This window comes from Klebsiella sp. WP3-W18-ESBL-02 (assembly GCF_014168815.1).
GTDB lineage: Bacteria > Pseudomonadota > Gammaproteobacteria > Enterobacterales > Enterobacteriaceae > Kluyvera > Kluyvera ascorbata_B.
Genome location: NZ_AP021972.1, coordinates 4,774,537 through 4,793,489 on the forward strand (window position 1 = coordinate 4,774,537; position 18,953 = coordinate 4,793,489).

Sequence of the window (18,953 nt, forward strand, 5' to 3'; positions counted from 1 at the left end):
GATGTGCCTGATGGCGCTTCGCTTATCAGGCCTACGGAGGATTGTAGGCCGGATAAGGCATTTATGCCGCCATCCGGCACTTCTCCGGCCAGGAAGTTTCACCGTTGTAGAGGAAGATCCCCATGGATGTCATTAAAAAGAATCATTGGTGGCAAAGCGACACGCTGAAATGGTCAGTGATTGGTCTGCTGGGCCTGCTGGTGGGTTACCTTGTAGTTTTAATGTACGCACAAGGGGAGTACCTGTTCGCCATCATGACGCTGATTTTAAGCTCAGCGGGCCTGTATATTTTCGCCAACCGTAAAACCTACGCCTGGCGCTACGTTTACCCTGGCATGGCCGGGATGGGGCTGTTCGTCCTGTTCCCGCTGATTTGTACCATCGCCATCGCCTTTACCAACTACAGCAGCACCAACCAGCTCACCTTCGAGCGCGCCCAGCAGGTGCTGATGGACCGTTCTTATCAGGCGGGCAAAACCTATAACTTCACCCTCTTCCCGGCGGGCGATGAGTGGCAGCTGGCCCTCACCGACGGCGAAAGTGGTAAAAATTATCTGTCCGACGCTTTTAAAATTGGCGGCGAGCAGAAGCTGCAGTTAAAAGAAACCGACGCCCTGCCAACCGGCGAGCACGCGCCGCTGCGCGTCGTTACCCAGAACCGCCAGGCGCTGAATCAGCTCACAGCGGTACTGCCGGATGAAAGCAAAGTGACCATGAGCTCACTGCGCCAGTTCTCTGGCACCCAGCCGCTGTATACGCTGGCCGACGACGGCCTGCTGACCAACAACCAGAGCGGCGTCAAATATCGCCCTAACAGCGATATTGGTTTCTATCAGAGCGTTAACGCCGACGGCAGCTGGGGCAGCGAACAGCTGAGCCCGGGCTACACCGTCAGCATCGGCTGGGACAACTTCACCCGCGTCTTTACCGACGAGGGCATCCAGAAGCCGTTCTTCGCTATCTTCGTCTGGACCATCGTCTTCTCGGTGCTGACCGTTATTCTGACCGTGGCCGTTGGCATGGTGCTGGCCTGTCTGGTGCAATGGGAAGCGCTGAAGGGCAAAGCCATTTACCGTGTGCTGCTGATTCTGCCGTACGCCGTGCCGTCCTTTATCTCGATTCTGATTTTCAAAGGGCTGTTCAACCAGAGCTTTGGTGAAATCAACATGATGCTGAGCGCGCTGTTCGGTATCAAACCGGCCTGGTTCAGCGATCCGACCACCGCCCGCTCGATGATTGTTATCGTTAACACCTGGCTGGGTTACCCGTACATGATGATTCTGTGCATGGGCCTGCTGAAAGCGATTCCGGACGACCTGTACGAAGCCTCGGCAATGGATGGCGCCGGTCCGTTCCAGAACTTCTTTAAAATTACGTTCCCGATGCTGATTAAGCCGCTGACGCCGCTGATGATTGCCAGCTTCGCCTTTAACTTTAACAACTTCGTGCTGATTCAGCTGTTGACCAACGGCGGTCCGGATAGACTCGGCACCACCACACCGGCCGGCTATACCGACCTGCTCGTGAGCTACACCTACCGTATCGCCTTCGAAGGCGGCGGCGGTCAGGACTTCGGCCTGGCGGCGGCGATTGCCACGCTGATCTTCTTGCTGGTAGGGGCACTGGCTATCGTGAACCTGAAAGCCACGCGCATGAAGTTTGATTAAGGGAGACAACGAACATGGCTATGGTACAACCCAAATCTCAGAAACTGCGTCTCTTTACCACGCACCTGCTGCTGCTGATTTTCATCGCGGCGATTATGTTCCCGCTGCTGATGGTTATTGCTATCTCGCTGCGCGAAGGGAACTTCGCCACCGGCAGCCTGATCCCGGAAAAAATCTCCTGGGAGCACTGGAAGCTGGCGCTGGGCTTCAGCGTTGAGCACGCCGACGGTCGCGTCACGCCGCCACCGTTCCCGGTGCTGCTGTGGCTGTGGAACTCGGTGAAAATCGCCGGCATCACCGCCATCGGTATCGTGACGCTGTCCACGACCTGCGCCTACGCCTTTGCCCGTATGCGCTTCCCGGGCAAAGCGACGCTGCTGAAAGGCATGCTGATTTTCCAGATGTTCCCGGCGGTGCTGTCGCTGGTTGCCCTGTACGCGTTGTTTGACCGTCTGGGTCAGTACATTCCGTTTATCGGTCTGAACACCCACGGTGGCGTGATCTTCGCCTACCTCGGCGGTATTGCGCTGCACGTGTGGACGATTAAAGGCTATTTCGAAACGATCGACAGTTCGCTGGAAGAAGCGGCCTCACTGGACGGCGCGACGCCGTGGCAGGCTTTCCGCCTGGTACTGCTGCCGCTCTCCGTACCTATTCTGGCGGTGGTGTTTATCCTGTCGTTTATCGCCGCCATTACCGAAGTACCGGTTGCATCGCTCTTGCTGCGTGATGTGAACAGCTACACCCTGGCCGTGGGTATGCAGCAATACCTCAACCCACAAAACTATCTGTGGGGCGACTTTGCCGCAGCGGCTGTCCTTTCCGCCATCCCTATTACCGTCGTCTTCCTGCTCGCGCAGCGTTGGCTGGTAAACGGCCTCACGGCCGGCGGCGTGAAGGGCTAAGTTTCATCGTTAATGCCACTGTTATCATCCTCAACTTGTACGAACCCTAACTTGTGACTGTTTGGCGCTCTTCGGAGCGCCTCTTTTTTTACCTGTCTATCGGAAGCTGGTCGGATACTTCAACGCCCCCATCCGGCAACCTGCGCGATATTGCCCGATGGCGCTGCGCTTATCAGGCCTACTCGCGTTTGAGGCGCTTCGAGTTACACAACCACAGCGTAATCACCAGCAGCAGAATGGCGGCAGAATAAATCAGCACATCCAGCGGAGACTTATGGTCGACGATAATCAACCGCACAATCGCGGTGATGCCAATATAGACAAAATAGCGCAGGGGAAAATGGAAGCCTGACTGAAAGTACTTCACAATCAGCGCGATAAATTCGAAATAGAGGAAGTAGACCACCAGCCCCTCCACCAGTTCGTACTTGCTGGTGCGCTCCGGCGCAAACAGTACATCGGCCAGATGTACCGTCTCTTTACCAAGAAAAACAATCAGGATCAGACCCAGGCTGAGCAAGCCCAGGTTCAGGACGGTCTGCAAAATTGTGGAGATAAACTCTACGCGTGGGCGAGTCAGTGACGTCATAGCAAGCACCTCTTTCGCTGGGCCGAGATCTTTGTATAGCGCAAAAGTGTGATCCAGATCTAGTTTTTCTGGTCAACTTTTCACCGCCATGCGGCCCGTCGTATCCGGTTATTCAAGCCCGGATCGGGTATCTGAGGCGGTACCTTGGTGCATTTTTGCGTGATAAACGGCTTAAAGAGAATAATTTTCTTTATATTGCCTCTGACAAGGAAAAATAGAGTAAGTTTTTCCTCATAAAAGCACCTAAATTAACCTTATAAATAACAGGTTTATTTGGGGGCATCACCGCATGCGTTACGTCTCTCCTTCCCTTTTTATCCAGTGGCTCAAGCAAGAAGTTACGCCTGCATTAGGCTGCACCGAACCGGTGGCTATCGCATTTACCGCAGCCTATGCCGCCCGCTATCTGCCCGGCCCCTGCGAGCGCATCAGCGGATTTATTTCCGCCAATCTGTATAAAAACGCCATGGGCGTCACCATTCCTGGCACGACCGTTTCGGGCGTAAGCCTGGCCGCCGCCATTGGCGCCTTTGGCGGTCATGCTGATAAAGGCTTACGTGCGCTGGAAGGGATTACCGAGCACCACGTTGAATTAGCCAACGCGTTAATCAACACAGGCAACGTCACGATTAACGTGGAGGACACGTCCGATTTTATTCACCTCGACCTGACGCTGTTCGCCGCCGGGCAGTCCTGCCGCGTGGTGGTCAAAGGCACCCACACGAACGTGGTGGCGCTCTATCTGAACGATGAACCGCTGACGCTGGAACAGCCTGACGAGAAGGCCGCGAACCATCACGCGCTGCCAACCTTCAGCCTGCGGGACGCGTTCGATTTTATTACCGCAGCACCCGCGGAAGAGATCGCGTTTATCCTCGAAGCAGGCCGCCTGAACTCGGCGCTGTCGCAGGAAGGTAAACGCAAAAAATACGGTCTGAATATTAACGGCGCGTTCGCCGATGCGGTAAATAAAGGGCTGATGAGCAACGATCTGATGAGCAAAGTGATCATTGATACCGTTGCCGCCTCCGATGCCCGCATGGGCGGCGCACCGGTCATTGCGATGTCTAACTTCGGCTCCGGCAACCAGGGGATAACCGCGACGATGCCAGTCGTGACCGTCGCAAACCATCTCAATGCCGATGAAGACACTCTGGCGCGCGCGCTGGCCCTATCGCACCTGACGGCCATCTCCATCCACTCGCGCTATACCCGTCTGTCCGCGCTTTGCGCCGCCTCGACGGCGGCCATGGGCTCGGCGGCAGGCATGGCCTGGCTGTTCACCCGCGATCCCGATGTCATCAACGCCGCGATTACCAACATGGTTAGCGACATTACCGGCATGATTTGCGACGGCGCGTCTAATAGCTGTGCGATGAAAGTGTCTTCGGTGGTTTCCAGCGCCTTCAAAGCGGTGCTGATGGCAATGCAGAACAGCTGCGCCAGCGCTAACGACGGCATTGTATGCCGCGACGTAGAGCAAACCATCAATAATTTGTGCCGGCTGGTGGTTCACCCGATGACGCATACCGACAAAGAGATTATCAGCATTATGGTGGACAAGTCGTTTCCACGCGACGCCGTGCTCGTCGACAGCGTCGCGCATTGAACCCACGAGGCAGTCGTCAGCGGAAGTTCTGGCTCTTATCGCCGGTCATGTTGTACAGCTCGAACTGACGTCCCAGCATCTGACCACCGTCGCGCGTCAGCGGCGTCCAGCCAACAACCGCGCGGCTGCGGGTTGGGCCGGAGGTGAAGAGATCCATCGGGATATTCACATAGACCCCTTTGGTGAACTGCCCTTCGCCATACTCATCCGCAGAGACGTTGGTAATGGTGGCGTATGCGCCAACCACAATGCCGCTGTCGAAGTGTTTCGAGATATCCAGCGTGCCGCCTTTATCTCCCGCCAGATACTGCCCGACGCTGGCTTTCACCAGCACATCCTGAGCAAACGACGGCGTCCAGTAGGCGGTCAGGTGCCCGGTCTTCACGCTGTAGTCGGTAAACTTCATCATGTCCTGCGCGCTGCGCCAGTCACGCTGCTTCACGTAGTTGGCGTTCAGGCCAAAGGCCCAGTTGCTGTCCACCGGACGATAGAGCACTTCCGCCCCCGCGCCGCCGTACATGGTTTCCAGATAGCCGCCGTAGACCTGGCCGTAGAAATCATTGCCCAGATACTGGAAGTAGTTGGCCTGCAGGTTATTCACGTAGACATCGTTTTCCACGTATTCGCGGATGTGCGTACGCACGCGCGGCAGCGCCGAATCCTTCGGCGGGTTGGTGTAATTAAACTTGCCGTAGTTATTGGCGAGGTTAGCGAACAGGCTACCGCTGGTCAGCAGGTGGTCAGTCACCCACCAGTCAGCCGAGCCCATGACGCCGACCTGGTACATATAGAAACTTTCCGGCCCGCCGATCGACTGGCTCAGCACCGGATCGATATGGAAATCAAAGCGCGATTTGTCGATATACCAGCCCTGCTCGGTTTTATCCGGCACGATCGGCGCGACGCGTTTTTGCACCAGCGGCGTCTCCTGCCCCAGCGGCTCCCCGGCGAGATGCCGTTGCAGGCTTGCTACATCGGTTTCCGTGGTCACTTCCGGCAGATTCAGCCGCGTCTCGGTAATGCGGATCGTGCGGATCCCTTCCGGAAGATCGTTGGCGATGATCCGATTGGCGCGTTCGATCCCTTCCCGCGAATCACGATACTTCACCTGCTCACCGGTGACGTACAGCGTGTCGCCCTGCACCTGAATTTTCGGCGCCGCAAAGCCCGCGTTGTACTTAAGCTGGGTCAACTGGTTTGCCACTACCGAATGCTGGAGGATAGGGTCCTGCGGCTGAGGTCGATAGGTCGGGCGCGCGTTGTCGTTATAGGACGGACGCAGATCGTTAAAGTTGGTGCGCAGGGTAAAGCCGAACATCACCGTATTGCCACGTTCGTAGCTGAGGTTCACATCGGCCCAGTCGGTAACGCGATAAATAGCGCCGACGTTAATTTTGCTCTTCTGATCGAGCTTGCCAGCAAAGTCCTGCTGGTAGTTGTTACCTTCATACTCCAGCTTCAGACGCAGCGGCTGCCACGGCGTCTGGTACTCAATACCGCCAAAGTAAGCCGCCGGGCCATGGAACATCTGGCTGCCATCAACCGAGCCCGCTTTACGATAGCGATTATCGCGGTAGCAGTATTTGTCGCTGTAGGAGCAGAACGGGTTGGTGGCGTTACCGCTGGTGCCGAGATAGCCCCAGCCTAAGCCGAGAGTAAAGTCGAACGGCCCCCAGGCTTTGCTGGCAACAATATATTCCGAGTCAAACAGGCCGGTACCGCCGATATCGCGCGCGCCGACCGCCACCTGCGGCATCCAGTAGCTCTCTTCCCACAGGCGCAGCTTCACGTCGAAGGCTTTATCTTTGTAGGTTTGCGAGCCGGAGAAGGCATCCACGCTGCTGTAGTCTTTGGTGCGCACATCGGTATAGCGCAGCGTGGTTTCCAGCCACGGGAAAAGCTGGGCGGAGGCGGAGTAATAGCGGTACTGATCGTTATCGCGATAGTTCAGGCTGAACTCGCCGTCGCGCGCCATGCGCGCCGTTGGGGTTTGCAGCAGGCCTACGCCGCCAAAGTCTGACTGCGAGGGGCCGATAGGGGCGGGAAACGTTTCCGCATGGCACGCCGCGCTAACCGACAGGGCCAGCAGGCTGTAAAGACAAGCTTTTTTCATTATTCAGGTCTCCGCTGCGACAGGGAGCGAAGGATTTCAGCGTTCAGCGCTTCGTATTTTTTCGTCCACCGTGAGTCGGCAAAGCCGACAAACAGAATGCTGCCGGGCATCGGTTCAACGTGCCGCTTATTCCAGTACGCCACCGGCGCTTTTTGCGTGCGCCCGTCCGGGTAAATCACCCAGGCGTAGCTGCGATCCGCGCCGCTGAGCAGGCTGATATCATCGAGGTAGCTGGCCGCGTCGCGCCCCGGCGTGAAAGGGATTTTTCCCGGTTTATCCACCAGACCCACCAGCGTGATGGTGGAAGGTTCGCGCCCCAGCCATAGGGTGTAATGGCCTTCGAGCGGCGGGTTATTTTTACTGCGGACCCGCACGGTGTCAGGGTCCAGCGGCACTAATAAACGCCCGGTCACCGGGATGGCCTGCAGTTGGTTGCGCAGGGCATTTATCGCCCCCGCCTCGCTGCCGCCCTCATCCGCCGCAAGCGCGGCCAGTTCTGCCAGCAGCGCCTGATGTTCACGCTCGGCTTGCGCAGTTGCCAGCGGAGAGGCGATCGCCGCGCCGGGCCACCAGCTTCCCGCCAGCCTCGGTTGCCCGACCAGGTCGGCCAGCCGTTCGGCGTGGGTTAAGGTCAGCGGCTTTTCAACGCCCGCCATATGAACCTCGACGGTACCTGCCGCCTGAGCAGCAAAGGAGATAGCGCTGAGCATGGCGGCGATAATTAACGGTTTTTTCATGATTTCGCCGCCTTGATAAGCATGGTTTTCACCGGGAAGGTTCCTGCGCCGAGATATTGTTCCGACTGGCGAATTTGCCCTTCGCTGTCGACCCAGTAGCGGTTGCGCCAGCTCGCTTCAGAAGTGCTCACCTCTTCTTCCAGCACACGTACGGCGGTGTCCTGGCCCGACAGGGTCAGCGTGTCGTTGCCATCCCAGTGGAAGGTGGACGTGGTGGTGGCATAGCGCACCTGCTGGTGCTCGGTCCAGCCCATGGTCCGCGTCCAGCGCGCGCCGTCGGCGATCTGGTTCGGGCGGGCCAGCGGGTCGTTGTCGAGGTTATTCACCGTGAGCAGGTTGTCGCCCGCCAGCTTGGTTTTTACCAGGCGTCCATGCTGTGTCACCAGCATTGCCCGGTCCTGCGTCAGCCATTTCTGCTGACCTTCTTCGGAATACGCCAGCACCACGAAGATCTGCGGTCCGCCGTTAAGCTGCATATATTGGCTGGCGTATGGCATGGTCTGGATTTCATCGTCGGTAAGCTGTACGCCCGACTCACCGGATACGCTTTGCCAAAGCGATTTTCCCAGTCCCTTGGTGCTGGGTGAACACGCCTGAAGCAACAGGCAAATAAGGGGAATAACAAGTCGCTTCACGACGCTTCTCCAGGGGCAAAATAACCACACCGAAGTGTGGTTAGGATTAACGTACCGTTTTTATTGAGTACGGGTGGTCGTTGTCGTACTGGTCGTGGTGGTGGTCCCGGTGTTGGAACCATCGCCGCCAGCCGCTGCCAGCGCCATACCGACCGCAGAACCTACGGTGCTGGCGCTGGTGGCGGTTGAACTCCCGGCCGACACTGACGTTGCTGCTGCACCAGCTGCTTCACCCGTTTCAATCGGTGCCGCGCTGGCGCTTGCCGCAGCAAACGCCGATATGGCAAAAATGCCATAGAGGATTTTCTTCATACGTATTCCCTTCATTAGATGAATGGATATGTACCTGAGAATATTCAGGCGTCATCGAGTATACACAACCAAATGAATGGAATTCGGTGATGGGAAATAGGGGAAGGTTTTTTCGGAAAATATGAAAATGAAAGATAAGAAAATAAAATATCAATAAATAACAGCGTGTTATCTATTAACTTAAGAATGGCAATATACGGTTAATCCGAAACATACATCTGGGATAGGTGATATTTAGGATTATGCTCAATATCAATATAATTCAGAAAATTAAGATATACGGAATTATCTGACAAAAAAATGCCGGCATGATGCCGGCATTGAGAATATATAACCTTACGCGCGCCAGGATTTATAACGGTTGATCAGACCGTTGGTGGAGCTATCGTGGCTGTCGATGGCGTTATCATCATTCAGCTCCGGCAGGATGCGGTTAGCCAGCTGTTTACCCAGCTCTACGCCCCATTGGTCGAAGGTGAAGATGTTCAGGATAGCGCCCTGGGTGAAGATTTTGTGCTCGTACAGGGCAATCAGCGCACCCAGGCTGTACGGGGTAATTTCGCGCAGCAGGATGGAGTTGGTTGGACGGTTGCCTTCGAACACTTTGAACGGTACCACGTAGTCCAGGGTTGCTGGGTCTTTACCCTGGTCACGGTATTCCAGCTCAACCACTTCGCGAGATTTACCAAACGCCAGCGCTTCGGTCTGGGCAAAGAAGTTAGACAGCAGCTTCGGATGGTGGTCAGTCAGCGGGTTGTGGCTGATGGCCGGGGCGATGAAATCGCACGGAACGATTTTGGTCCCCTGGTGAATCAGCTGATAGAACGCGTGCTGGCCGTTGGTGCCCGGCTCGCCCCAGATGATTGGGCCAGTCTGGTGTTCAACCTTGTTGCCGTTGCGGTCAACGTACTTGCCGTTGGACTCCATGTTGCCCTGCTGGAAGTACGCGGCAAAGCGGTGCATGTACTGGTCGTACGGCAGAATCGCTTCAGTTTCGGTACCGTAAAAATTGTTGTACCAGATGCCGATCAGCGCCAGCAGTACCGGCAGGTTTTTCTCCGCCGGCGTGGTGGAGAAGTGCTTGTCCATCGCGTGCGCGCCGGAGAGCAGCTCAACGAAGTTGTCGTAACCCACAGACAGAATGATAGACAGACCAATCGCGGACCACAGAGAGTAGCGGCCGCCAACCCAGTCCCAGAACTCGAACATGTTGGCCGTATCGATACCGAATTCAGACACCGCTTTACCGTTGGTAGACAGCGCGGCGAAGTGTTTTGCCACGTGCTTCTGGTCGCCTGCGCTTGCCAGGAACCAGTCGCGCGCGCTGTGGGCGTTGGTCATGGTTTCCTGAGTGGTGAAGGTTTTAGACGCCACCAGGAACAGCGTGGTTTCCGGGTTCAGGTTCTTCAGCGCTTCGGCGATGTGGGTACCATCGACGTTAGAGACGAAGTGCATGTTCAGGTGATTTTTGTACGGGCGCAGCGCTTCGGTCACCATGAAGGGGCCGAGGTCGGAGCCGCCGATACCGATGTTCACCACGTCAGTGATGGATTTGCCGGTGTAGCCTTTCCACTGACCGGAGATGATCGCTTCAGAGAAAGCTTTCATCTTCTCCAGCACGGCGTTCACTTCCGGCATCACGTCTTTGCCGTCAACGATAATCGGGGTATTGCTACGGTTACGCAGCGCCACGTGCAGCACGGCACGGTCTTCGGTGCGGTTGATCTTTTCGCCAGAGAACATGGACTTGATGGCACCGCTCAGATCGGTCTCTTTGGCCAGATCCAGCAGCTTAGCCAGGGTCTCTTCGGTGATGCGGTTTTTGGAGAAATCGACCAGCATCTGATCGTCGAAGGTGGCGGAAAACTTGCTGAAACGGTCGCCATCTTCGGCGAACAGTTGCGCAATGGTAACGTCCTTCATTTCATCGAAGTGTTTCTGTAGTGCCTGCCACGCAGCGGTCTGCGTTGGGTTAATGTTTTTCATTAGCAATACCCTTCTGATTTAAAAATCGTAACTGTCCTCGATTGTAGCGCCTGTCACAAAAAATTGTGATGGTTTTAATGTCATCCCCCTAAGGGATGAGAAAATTGCGCATAAAACAGACAAAAGTATAGCCTTCATAAGCCGCATTACTGTGGGGCTATGGCGCATGAAAAATCCGCATAACCCCAGCGTTGACAAGCGACCCGCTAACCCTTTATTTATAAATGTACTACCTGCGCATGCGCAGGCCAGAAGAGGCGCGTTGCCCAGGTATACGGTGTTGGAGGAACCCATCCTGTGAAAACACCTGAAGGGGAGCAACGCCGAGATGGCTGAACAACAGGTTACGTTCAACATCGGCTACAGGGGCTGAATCCCCTGGGTTGTCACCAGAAGCGTTCGCAGTCGGGCGTTTCGCAAGTGGTGGAGCACTTCTGGGTGAAATCGTAGTTGTTTATCGCTCTGCGCCCACCCGTCTTTCGCTCTTCCCTTGTGCCAAGGCTGAATAATAAAAATCCCCTGACACGAGGTTCATATGACAGCAGCAGTAGTCGTCGCCAAGTTTGGCGGTACCAGCGTAGCCGATTTTGACGCTATGAATCGCAGCGCCGATGTGGTGCTTTCCGACGCCAACGTGCGTCTCGTCGTGCTGTCTGCCTCCGCAGGCGTCACCAACCTGCTGGTTGCGCTGGCCGAAGGGCTGGAGCCAGCCGAACGCGTGGCTAAGCTGGACGCCATTCGCGCCATTCAGTACGCCGTGCTGGAACGGCTGGCAAACCCTGCCGTCATTCGCGATGAAATTGAACGCCTGCTGGAAAATCTCGCGACGCTGGCGGAAGCCGCCTGCGCAGAAACGTCTACCGCGCTGACCGACGAACTGGTGAGCCACGGCGAGCTGATGTCGACCTTATTATTCGTTGAAATTCTGCGTGAACGTCAGGTTCAGGCGCAGTGGTTCGACGTGCGTAAAGTCATGCGCACCAGCGACCGCTTTGGCCGCGCCGAGCCGGACGTGGCCGCGCTGGCCGAACTGGCCGCACAGCAGTTAGCACCACGTCTTGAAGAAGGCCTGGTGATCACTCAGGGCTTTATCGGCAGCGAAAGCAAGGGTCGTACCACCACGCTGGGCCGCGGCGGCAGCGATTACACCGCCGCCCTGCTTGGCGAAGCGCTGCACGCCACCCGCGTCGATATCTGGACCGATGTTCCCGGTATCTACACCACCGATCCGCGCGTGGTGCCTGCGGCGAAACGTATTGATGAAATTGCCTTTGAAGAGGCCGCCGAGCTGGCGACCTTCGGCGCGAAGGTTCTGCATCCGGCCACGTTGCTGCCAGCCGTACGCAGCGACATTCCTGTGTTTGTCGGCTCCAGTAAAGATCCCAAAGCGGGCGGCACGCTGGTGTGCAACGAAACCGCCAATCCGCCGCTGTTCCGCGCGCTGGCGCTGCGCCGTAAGCAAACGCTGCTGACGCTGCACAGCCTCAACATGCTGCACTCACGCGGCTTCCTCGCGGAGGTATTCGGCATCCTCGCACGCCATAATATTTCGGTGGATCTGATCACTACCTCAGAGGTCAGCGTCGCGCTGACGCTCGACACGACCGGCTCAACGTCAACCGGCGACACCCTGCTGACGCAGTCGCTGCTGATGGAACTGTCGGCGCTGTGCCGTGTGGAAGTCGAAGAAGGCCTGGCGCTGGTGGCGTTGATTGGCAACGACCTGTCCAAAGCCTGCGGCGTGGGTAAAGAGGTGTTCGGCGTACTGGAGCCGTTCAACATTCGAATGATTTGCTACGGCGCGTCCAGCCATAACCTGTGCTTCCTGGTGCCGGGTGCGGAAGCCGAGCAGGTGGTACAGAAGCTGCACCATAATTTGTTTGAGTGAGTAGACGTCAACGCCCGATGGTTCTTAGGCCATCGGGCATTTTCAGCGCATCACCGTATCATATAACAGTCTGTCCAGCGCCCGGACATCCCCTTCCCGGCTGTCTGGTAAGGTCGGTGGGATTTCTCCTCTCTCCAGTTCGCCGCGGATAAACGCATGTAACAATGGACGACGCGGACCATACTCAGCCTCACCTGACCGCTGTTTGCGCGCCAGCAATTCGTCGATTTCCTGACGCAATGGCGCATCCAGTTCACTTCCCGCCAGCAGCTCGGCAAAACGCATTGGCGGCACGCCCTTGCCCGCTTCCACCCAACGCACCGCCAACAGGGGTCGCAGAACGTAGAAGTACTTCTTCAATCGCACGTCGTCACCCTGCAAATAACCACGGAAGTTTTTCCGCGCCATCGAGTAGTAGTGCCAGCGGGCACGTAGCGGAGAAAACCATTTGGGCACCAACGCTTTCAGCACCGACACGGTCGCGTCATCCTGCTGATAGACCACCGGCGAATCCAGCCACTCGATAAGCGTCGGGTTTGCGCCTTTGAGTAACCCCAGCGCCTTGCGCCATTCCCAGCCGCACACGTCCAGCTCATCATCTATCGGCAGCTCAATAACATCGCGTGGCGCTTCGATCCGCAGATACCATTCAGGGGGATGAACATAGAGAAATCGCACGTCGTAATCGCTGTCCGGCGAAGCAAATCCCCAGCCACGGCTGCCGGACTCACAGGCATACAGCACCCTGACGCCATAGCGCTGCTCAACCTCTTTTAGCTGGCGCAATACCCGTTCGCGCATTGCGCCGTCCACTGTGTTGTCGCTCATTATTCTTATCCTTTTATGTTCACAAGACCGTGCAGCACCTGATCCAGGCCCCCGAACACCGAGATTTTATCGATGCGCTCAGCAACTCTTTCGAGGGTTTCCAGTTCTTTTAAGCGCAGCGCTACCGGGTTGTTTTCCATCACTTTTGCCGTATTTAACAGCGATCGCGTGGCGGCAGTCTCTTCACGACGTCGGATCACGTTGGCCTGGGCGGATTTTTCCGCTTCAACCAGTTGCGATAAAATAGCCTTCATATCGCCGGGCAGGACAATATCCTTCACCCCCAGTGAAGCCACCTCAATACCAAACGGCGTCATACGGGCTTTCACCTGCGCGCTCACCACTTCATCGATCACCTGCTTATCTTCCAGCAATTCGTCCAGCGTGCGCGTTCCCACCGCTTCACGCAGCGCAAACTGCAATTCACGGTAAAGGTGATCCAGCGGTTTAGTCAGTTGACCAAATGCCAGCAACACATCGCGATAATGCCAGTTCGCCGCCAGGTTTAAACGCAGGTTGACCTTATCTTTGGTCAGTATCTCCTGGCCGCCAACCTCCAGCACCTGCAAGCGGGTATCCACTACTTCCGCTTCAATCAGATGGTTTACCTTCCAGTATGCCGTCAGACCTGGCGACAGTAATGCCTGTGTCTCACCGTCAATTTTCAGCACACCGACGTGCCACGCCGGGACCTGCACCGTTAAGATAGCTTCGCGACCTTTCACCGCACCGCTGCGACGTGGCTGTAATACTGCGTTCATCACGTCAACAGGAACCAAAACCTGACGTGTATCCATCCGTACCAGCTTCAGCGCTTCATCGGCCTGCCAGTACAGACGGCGCGTTGCCGGTGGCAAAATTTCCTGCAAGACGCCGTTGACATACAGCGCCGCGGCTTCGGTATCCGTTGTATCCGCGACCAGGCAGTAACGCTCCACCCAATAAGGCTGAAAGCGGCGTAAATACTCCGCTAATGCCTGCGGTACTTCGCCGCCATCCCTATTGACGATCAGCACTTCCGGGGTGCTAAACCACGGTAAACGATGCTGACCCGCTTCCAACACCTGATAGTAATCACCCTCGCGGGATAAAAGACCTAACTGCGCTTTTTGGATAGTGATTTTCTTAGCCATTTTATATTCCTTAATATCGTTCAGGCGCGGGTGCAGGGGCGAAGCGGCAGGGGAATTCCCTTTTGCCTGCCGCACGGCATCTTTACCGGCAGCCTGTTCTGGAGCGTGCTAACTGCACATCACTCCGCTTTATTTCTATGATTAACAACCCGTTTTCATTCGGGGATGAAATTGGGAATCGAACCCACTGTGTGTCATCGGCTGACGGAACACTCCCGGAAAACAGCCTGTGCCGTTCCTGACGTGCCGGCGGGGTTTAACCCCCTGCGTTTTCAGCGTGATTGACGCAAGTGTTATTGCCAGAAGCGTGCCAGGAATTAAAAAAGGCATATTTAATTTTTAATTAATTGATTTTTATAATTTTAATTATTGATGCCAATAATGACGGTTGTCTCGACGGGTTAATTTTTTTATCTTTTATTCTCTTATTTATCTTTTTGGATAAACCATGAAAAAACGGCGGGTAGTGATTGGCGTACTGGGAACGGTGCTCGATAAGCGCGGCAAGCGGGCCAATCGGTTTAAGAAGTGGCGACCCACGGTTGGGCTATGCCAACAACCCGATTTCCCTGTCGACAGGCTGGAACTCCTCCACCAGCCACGCGATGAGAGCATGGCGCAACGGTTGATTGAAGACGTCGCGCTGCTTTCGCCGTACACCCAGGTTCGCCCGCATGCCGTCACCATTAACGATCCGTGGGACTTTGAAGAGGTCTACGCCGCGTTTCTCGACTTTGCCACGCATTATGAATTTGATACGGAAAACGAAGAGTATCTGGTGCACATCACCACCGGGACTCACGTGGCACAAATCTGCTGGTTTTTGCTGACGGAAGCCCGCTACCTGCCCGCCAGCCTGCTGCAAACCGGCCCGGCGCCACGCGGTTCATCAGATGAGGCCGTCGCCGCTGGCGTCTGCTCGGTTATCGATCTCGATTTAAGCCGCTACGCCACGCTCACCAGTCGTTTTCAGCGCGAACAGCAGCGGTCGGTCTCTTTTCTGAAAGCCGGGATTGATACGCGCAACGCCACCTTCAATAAACTGATCGATCGCATTGAGCGGGTAGCTCTGCGTTCGACCGACCCGATCCTGCTCACCGGCCCTACCGGCGCGGGCAAATCCTTCCTCGCGAAACGTATTTTTCAGCTACGCCAGTCGCGGCATCTGGTGGCGGGAAAACTGGTGGCGGTTAACTGCGCAACCCTGCGCGGCGACAATGCGATGTCCACGCTGTTTGGTCACGTGAAGGGAGCCTTTACCGGCGCACTCACGGCGCGCAGCGGGTTGCTGCGAGAAGCGGATGGCGGCGTGCTGTTTCTCGATGAGATAGCCGAATTGGGGCTGGACGAGCAGGCCATGCTACTCAAAGCAATTGAAGAAAAAACCTTTTTCCCGTTTGGGTCAGACAAAGAAGTACGCAGCGATTTTCAGCTGATTGCTGGCACCCATCGCGACATGCGGCAATGGGTATCTGAAGGCCGTTTTCGCGAGGATCTCTACGCGCGTATCAATATGTGGAGCTTCGCCCTGCCCGGTCTGGCGCAGCGGCGGGAAGATATCGCGCCGAACGTCGAGTATGAGCTGCAACGTTTCTCCAGCAGCAAACAGACGCAAATCCGTTTCGATAAAGAAGCCCGCGCTTACTATCTGGCATTTGCCTGTTCCTCACAGGCACAGTGGCGTGGCAATTTTCGCGAGCTAAGTTCATCCATCGCGCGTATGGCGACGCTTGCCGAACAAGGTCGCATCACCTTATCCCTTGTCGAAGAAGAGATTGCGCTGCTAAAGGAGAGTTGGCAGATAGCCACTCCGCAGCCTGAACTGAATATGGACATTGACCTGTTCGATCGCCGCCAGTTAGAAACGGTACTGGAAGTGTGCCGCCGCTGCGCGTCGCTGTCGGAAGCCGGACGCGAACTGTTTGCCGTCTCGCGGCAGAAAAAAGCCAATCCCAACGATGCAGACCGCCTGCGCAAATATCTCGCTCGTTTCGGGCTAAGCTGGGAAAACCTCCGCAGCGCAACATGAACATAATTTGTTTGAATAATATTCCATCACGCGATAAACAATAACTATAGCCGGGCTCGAACCCGGCTTTTTTATAACAACACAACATCTTTAAATCGCAAGGAATACAACATGCTCGCCGTTCTCACCCGGCTGTTCCCGCTTTGGGCGCTGCTGCTCTCCGTTATCGCTTATTTCACCCCCACGACCTTCACGCCGATTGGCCCGCTGGTCCCCTCGCTGCTGATGCTGATTATGTTCGGCATGGGCGTGCACCTGAAGATTGACGATTTCAAACGTGTGTTATCGCGCCCGGCGCCGGTGGCTGCGGGGATATTTCTGCATTACCTGGTGATGCCGCTTGCCGCCTGGCTGCTGGCGCTGATTTTCCATATGCCGCCGGAGCTTTCTGCCGGGATGGTGCTGGTCGGCAGCGTCGCCAGCGGCACGGCATCTAACGTGATGATCTATCTGGCGAAAGGTGACGTGGCGTTGTCCGTTACCATCTCGTCGGTCTCCACGCTGGTCGGCGTGATCGCGACGCCGCTGCTGACGCGCCTGTACGTTGATGCGCATATTCAGGTCGACGTGATGGGAATGCTGTTGAGTATATTGCAGATTGTGGTCATTCCGATTGCGCTGGGCCTGGTCATTCACCATCTGTTCCCCCGCGTGGTCAAAGCGGTCGAGCCTTTCCTGCCCGCCTTTTCCATGGTGTGCATTCTGGCCATCATCAGCGCCGTGGTAGCCGGTTCTGCTGCGCATATCGCATCAGTAGGGTTTGTGGTGATTATCGCGGTCATTCTGCATAACACAATCGGTCTGCTCGGCGGCTATTGGGGCGGACGGCTGTTCGGCTTTGATGAGTCGACCTGCCGCACGCTGGCGATTGAAGTCGGCATGCAAAACTCTGGCCTCGCGGCAGCGCTGGGTAAAATCTACTTCGGCCCGCTGGCCGCACTGCCTGGCGCGCTGTTCTCAGTGTGGCATAACCTGTCGGGATCGCTGCTGGCGGGATACTGGTCAGGAAAGCCAATCGAAGATAAAAAAGACAAATAACGCTCAAGAGTCGGCCCGATAAGCGGAGCGCCATCGGGCTAAATAACGCACCTTGCCGGATGGCGGCGTCAACGCCTTATCCGGCCTACAAAGATTTGCCCCTTTGCCGTACACTGGGTTAACTATCCGATTGAGGGCACTCCCTATGGCACTCCCCCGCATTACGCAAAAAGAGATGACCGAGCGCGAACAGCGCGAGCTGAAAACCCTGCTCGACCGCGCGCGCATCGCACATGGCCGCCCGTTGACGAACGCGGAAACTAACGGCGTGAAAAAGGAGTACATCGATAAGCTGATGGTACAGCGCGAAGCGGAAGCGAAAAAAGCCCGCCAGTTAAAGAAACAGCAGGCTTATAAACCGGATACCGAGAGTTCATTTTCCTGGTCGGCGAACACGCCGACACGCGGCAGGCGTTAACGCCCTTTCTTTTTCCGCCCCGGTGCGGTGAAACGTTTACCGTTGCCCGCCGGGCGCGCCGGTTTCTCGCTGGTTTTTTCCATCTTCACCACCGGGCGTTTGATCCCCGCGGTTTTCGGCTTGGCCTTGGCTTTTGGTTTCGCCTCGGAAGAGGAGTTCTCAATCAGCTTAAACAGGTCAATCAGCTCATCGTCCGTCAGATCGCGCCACTCGCCCAGCGGGATACCCGCGAGGCTCACGTTCATAATGCGCGTACGCTCAAGCTTCGTGACTTCATAGCCAAAGTGTTCACACATGCGGCGAATCTGGCGATTCAGCCCCTGCACGAGGGTAATACGGAAGACAAACGGCGCTTCTTTCTTCACTTTGCACTTTTTGGTCACGGTGCCGAGAATCGGTACGCCCGCGCCCATGCCGCGAATAAACTCATCGGTGACCGGCTTATCAACCGTGACCAGATACTCTTTTTCGTGGTCGTTGCCGGCGCGCAGAATCTTATTCACCAGATCGCCGTGGTTGGTGAGAAAAATCAGCCCCTGGGAGTCTTTGTCCAGACGGCCTATCGGGAAGACGCGTTTGCTGTGGTTAACAAAATCCACAATGTTATCGCGCTCGCCGTCTTCGGTCGTGCTGACGATACCGACAGGTTTATTCAGCGCAATCAGCACTAAATCATCCGCTTCACGCGGCTCAATCAACCGACCGTTGACCTTCACAACGTCGCCCGGCATAACCTGGTCGCCAATGGTGGCGCGTTTACCGTTGATAAAGACGTTGCCCTGTTCGATAAAGCGATCCGCTTCGCGACGCGAACAGATACCGCTTTCGCTGATGTATTTATTTAATCGGGTTGATGAGTCTGGCAGCATAAATTCTCCTTTGGCAGCGGAATATACCTTACCTTACGGGTGAGAAAAAATAGTCCGTCGCAAATCGTTGTACATATCACGCCAGATTTGCACAAACGTGCAATTACCCAACCGAGAATATCGAGCAAATACGCTTGAACTCCTTATACAGCGGCGCTATACCAGATCCATACCCTGACCACGACGTTTTGCACATA

The 18,953-nt window shown here is 56.0% G+C and carries 16 protein-coding genes, 1 pseudogene and 1 riboswitch; of the genes and pseudogenes, 8 read left to right on the forward strand and 9 right to left on the reverse strand.

Translation table 11 applies throughout. The annotated features are described in order from the left end of the window. Positions 1-3: 3 nt before the first annotated feature. The 3 genes and pseudogenes from H7R56_RS28095 to malG all read left to right on the forward strand — a co-directional run. Positions 4-78 (forward strand): annotated as a pseudogene (locus H7R56_RS28095) (hypothetical protein); the annotation flags it as partial. Between the two features lie 44 nt (positions 79-122). After that, positions 123-1,667 carry a maltose ABC transporter permease MalF gene (gene malF, locus H7R56_RS22915; protein WP_106928600.1) on the forward strand — a complete coding sequence of 515 codons (1,545 nt, stop codon included), beginning with the start codon at positions 123-125 and terminating at the stop codon, positions 1,665-1,667. Positions 1,668-1,681: 14 nt separating this feature from the next. After that, a complete protein-coding gene (gene malG / locus H7R56_RS22920) occupies positions 1,682-2,572 on the forward strand; it encodes a maltose ABC transporter permease MalG (RefSeq protein ID WP_106928603.1) in 891 nt (296 codons plus the stop codon). A 178-nt stretch (positions 2,573-2,750) separates the two neighbouring features. Here malG and psiE read toward each other — a convergent pair whose 3' ends face one another. Then, on the reverse strand, positions 2,751-3,161 hold the full coding sequence (gene psiE / locus H7R56_RS22925; protein ID WP_064546622.1) for a phosphate-starvation-inducible protein PsiE: 411 nt from the start codon (positions 3,159-3,161) through the stop codon (positions 2,751-2,753). Between the two features lie 289 nt (positions 3,162-3,450). On the opposite strand from psiE, the gene H7R56_RS22930 reads away from it, so the two are divergent. Next, a complete protein-coding gene (locus H7R56_RS22930; RefSeq protein ID WP_106928604.1) occupies positions 3,451-4,770 on the forward strand; it encodes an L-cysteine desulfidase family protein in 1,320 nt (439 codons plus the stop codon). A gap of 16 nt (positions 4,771-4,786) precedes the next feature. On the opposite strand, the gene H7R56_RS22935 is transcribed toward H7R56_RS22930, so the two are convergent. From H7R56_RS22935 to pgi, 5 genes are all read right to left on the reverse strand, one after another. Next, positions 4,787-6,883, reverse strand: a complete 2,097-nt coding sequence (locus H7R56_RS22935; protein ID WP_106928607.1) for a YjbH domain-containing protein — start codon at positions 6,881-6,883, stop codon at positions 4,787-4,789. Further along, positions 6,883-7,620, reverse strand: a complete 738-nt coding sequence (locus tag H7R56_RS22940; protein WP_106928609.1) for a capsule biosynthesis GfcC family protein — start codon at positions 7,618-7,620, stop codon at positions 6,883-6,885. Before H7R56_RS22940 ends, H7R56_RS22935 begins: the two co-directional genes overlap by 1 nt. After that, complete coding sequence (locus tag H7R56_RS22945) at positions 7,617-8,255, reverse strand: YjbF family lipoprotein (protein WP_106928611.1); 639 nt, start codon at positions 8,253-8,255, stop codon at positions 7,617-7,619. The genes H7R56_RS22940 and H7R56_RS22945 overlap by 4 nt, the downstream gene beginning before the upstream one ends. A gap of 60 nt (positions 8,256-8,315) precedes the next feature. Then, positions 8,316-8,567 (reverse strand): exopolysaccharide production protein YjbE, encoded by a 252-nt coding sequence (gene yjbE / locus H7R56_RS22950; RefSeq protein ID WP_035895200.1) that lies wholly within the window; start codon positions 8,565-8,567, stop codon positions 8,316-8,318. Positions 8,568-8,903: 336 nt separating this feature from the next. Then, positions 8,904-10,553: a glucose-6-phosphate isomerase gene (pgi, locus tag H7R56_RS22955; RefSeq protein ID WP_106928613.1), complete on the reverse strand. Its 1,650-nt coding sequence runs from the start codon at positions 10,551-10,553 to the stop codon at positions 8,904-8,906. A gap of 244 nt (positions 10,554-10,797) precedes the next feature. Continuing rightward, positions 10,798-10,995: riboswitch (Lysine riboswitch) on the forward strand. A gap of 93 nt (positions 10,996-11,088) precedes the next feature. Between pgi and lysC the strand changes: the two genes are divergently transcribed. Next, positions 11,089-12,441, forward strand: a complete 1,353-nt coding sequence (lysC, locus tag H7R56_RS22960) for a lysine-sensitive aspartokinase 3 (protein ID WP_106928615.1) — start codon at positions 11,089-11,091, stop codon at positions 12,439-12,441. Between the two features lie 42 nt (positions 12,442-12,483). Here lysC and H7R56_RS22965 read toward each other — a convergent pair whose 3' ends face one another. Together H7R56_RS22965 and H7R56_RS22970 are read right to left on the reverse strand one after the other, a co-directional pair. Then, positions 12,484-13,269 (reverse strand): nucleotidyltransferase domain-containing protein, encoded by a 786-nt coding sequence (locus H7R56_RS22965; protein ID WP_106928617.1) that lies wholly within the window; start codon positions 13,267-13,269, stop codon positions 12,484-12,486. 5 nt (positions 13,270-13,274) lie between these two features. Then, complete coding sequence (locus H7R56_RS22970) at positions 13,275-14,402, reverse strand: slipin family protein (RefSeq protein ID WP_106928619.1); 1,128 nt, start codon at positions 14,400-14,402, stop codon at positions 13,275-13,277. Between the two features lie 448 nt (positions 14,403-14,850). Between H7R56_RS22970 and rtcR the strand changes: the two genes are divergently transcribed. The 3 genes from rtcR to H7R56_RS22985 all read left to right on the forward strand — a co-directional run bounded on the left by rtcR (position 14,851) and on the right by H7R56_RS22985 (position 17,887). Next, positions 14,851-16,431, forward strand: a complete 1,581-nt coding sequence (gene rtcR / locus H7R56_RS22975; RefSeq protein ID WP_106928621.1) for an RNA repair transcriptional activator RtcR — start codon at positions 14,851-14,853, stop codon at positions 16,429-16,431. Between the two features lie 111 nt (positions 16,432-16,542). Then, positions 16,543-17,469 (forward strand): ketopantoate/pantoate/pantothenate transporter PanS, encoded by a 927-nt coding sequence (gene panS, locus H7R56_RS22980; protein WP_106928623.1) that lies wholly within the window; start codon positions 16,543-16,545, stop codon positions 17,467-17,469. 145 nt (positions 17,470-17,614) lie between these two features. Further along, positions 17,615-17,887: a YjbD family protein gene (locus tag H7R56_RS22985; protein ID WP_106928625.1), complete on the forward strand. Its 273-nt coding sequence runs from the start codon at positions 17,615-17,617 to the stop codon at positions 17,885-17,887. Here H7R56_RS22985 and rluF read toward each other — a convergent pair. After that, a complete protein-coding gene (gene rluF, locus H7R56_RS22990) occupies positions 17,884-18,756 on the reverse strand; it encodes a 23S rRNA pseudouridine(2604) synthase RluF (RefSeq protein ID WP_106928627.1) in 873 nt (290 codons plus the stop codon). The genes H7R56_RS22985 and rluF overlap by 4 nt on opposite strands. Between the last annotated feature and the right edge of the window lie 197 nt (positions 18,757-18,953).

Coding starts and splice junctions, on each gene's coding strand:
- malF (WP_106928600.1), top strand. CDS start 123: ATGGATGTCATTAAAAAGAATCATTGGTGGCAAAGCGACACGCTGAAA.
- malG (WP_106928603.1), top strand. CDS start 1,682: ATGGCTATGGTACAACCCAAATCTCAGAAACTGCGTCTCTTTACCACG.
- psiE (WP_064546622.1), bottom strand. CDS start 3,161: ATGACGTCACTGACTCGCCCACGCGTAGAGTTTATCTCCACAATTTTG.
- H7R56_RS22930 (WP_106928604.1), top strand. CDS start 3,451: ATGCGTTACGTCTCTCCTTCCCTTTTTATCCAGTGGCTCAAGCAAGAA.
- H7R56_RS22935 (WP_106928607.1), bottom strand. CDS start 6,883: ATGAAAAAAGCTTGTCTTTACAGCCTGCTGGCCCTGTCGGTTAGCGCG.
- H7R56_RS22940 (WP_106928609.1), bottom strand. CDS start 7,620: ATGAAAAAACCGTTAATTATCGCCGCCATGCTCAGCGCTATCTCCTTT.
- yjbE (WP_035895200.1), bottom strand. CDS start 8,567: ATGAAGAAAATCCTCTATGGCATTTTTGCCATATCGGCGTTTGCTGCG.
- pgi (WP_106928613.1), bottom strand. CDS start 10,553: ATGAAAAACATTAACCCAACGCAGACCGCTGCGTGGCAGGCACTACAG.
- lysC (WP_106928615.1), top strand. CDS start 11,089: ATGACAGCAGCAGTAGTCGTCGCCAAGTTTGGCGGTACCAGCGTAGCC.
- H7R56_RS22965 (WP_106928617.1), bottom strand. CDS start 13,269: ATGAGCGACAACACAGTGGACGGCGCAATGCGCGAACGGGTATTGCGC.
- H7R56_RS22970 (WP_106928619.1), bottom strand. CDS start 14,402: ATGGCTAAGAAAATCACTATCCAAAAAGCGCAGTTAGGTCTTTTATCC.
- rtcR (WP_106928621.1), top strand. CDS start 14,851: ATGAAAAAACGGCGGGTAGTGATTGGCGTACTGGGAACGGTGCTCGAT.
- panS (WP_106928623.1), top strand. CDS start 16,543: ATGCTCGCCGTTCTCACCCGGCTGTTCCCGCTTTGGGCGCTGCTGCTC.
- H7R56_RS22985 (WP_106928625.1), top strand. CDS start 17,615: ATGGCACTCCCCCGCATTACGCAAAAAGAGATGACCGAGCGCGAACAG.
- rluF (WP_106928627.1), bottom strand. CDS start 18,756: ATGCTGCCAGACTCATCAACCCGATTAAATAAATACATCAGCGAAAGC.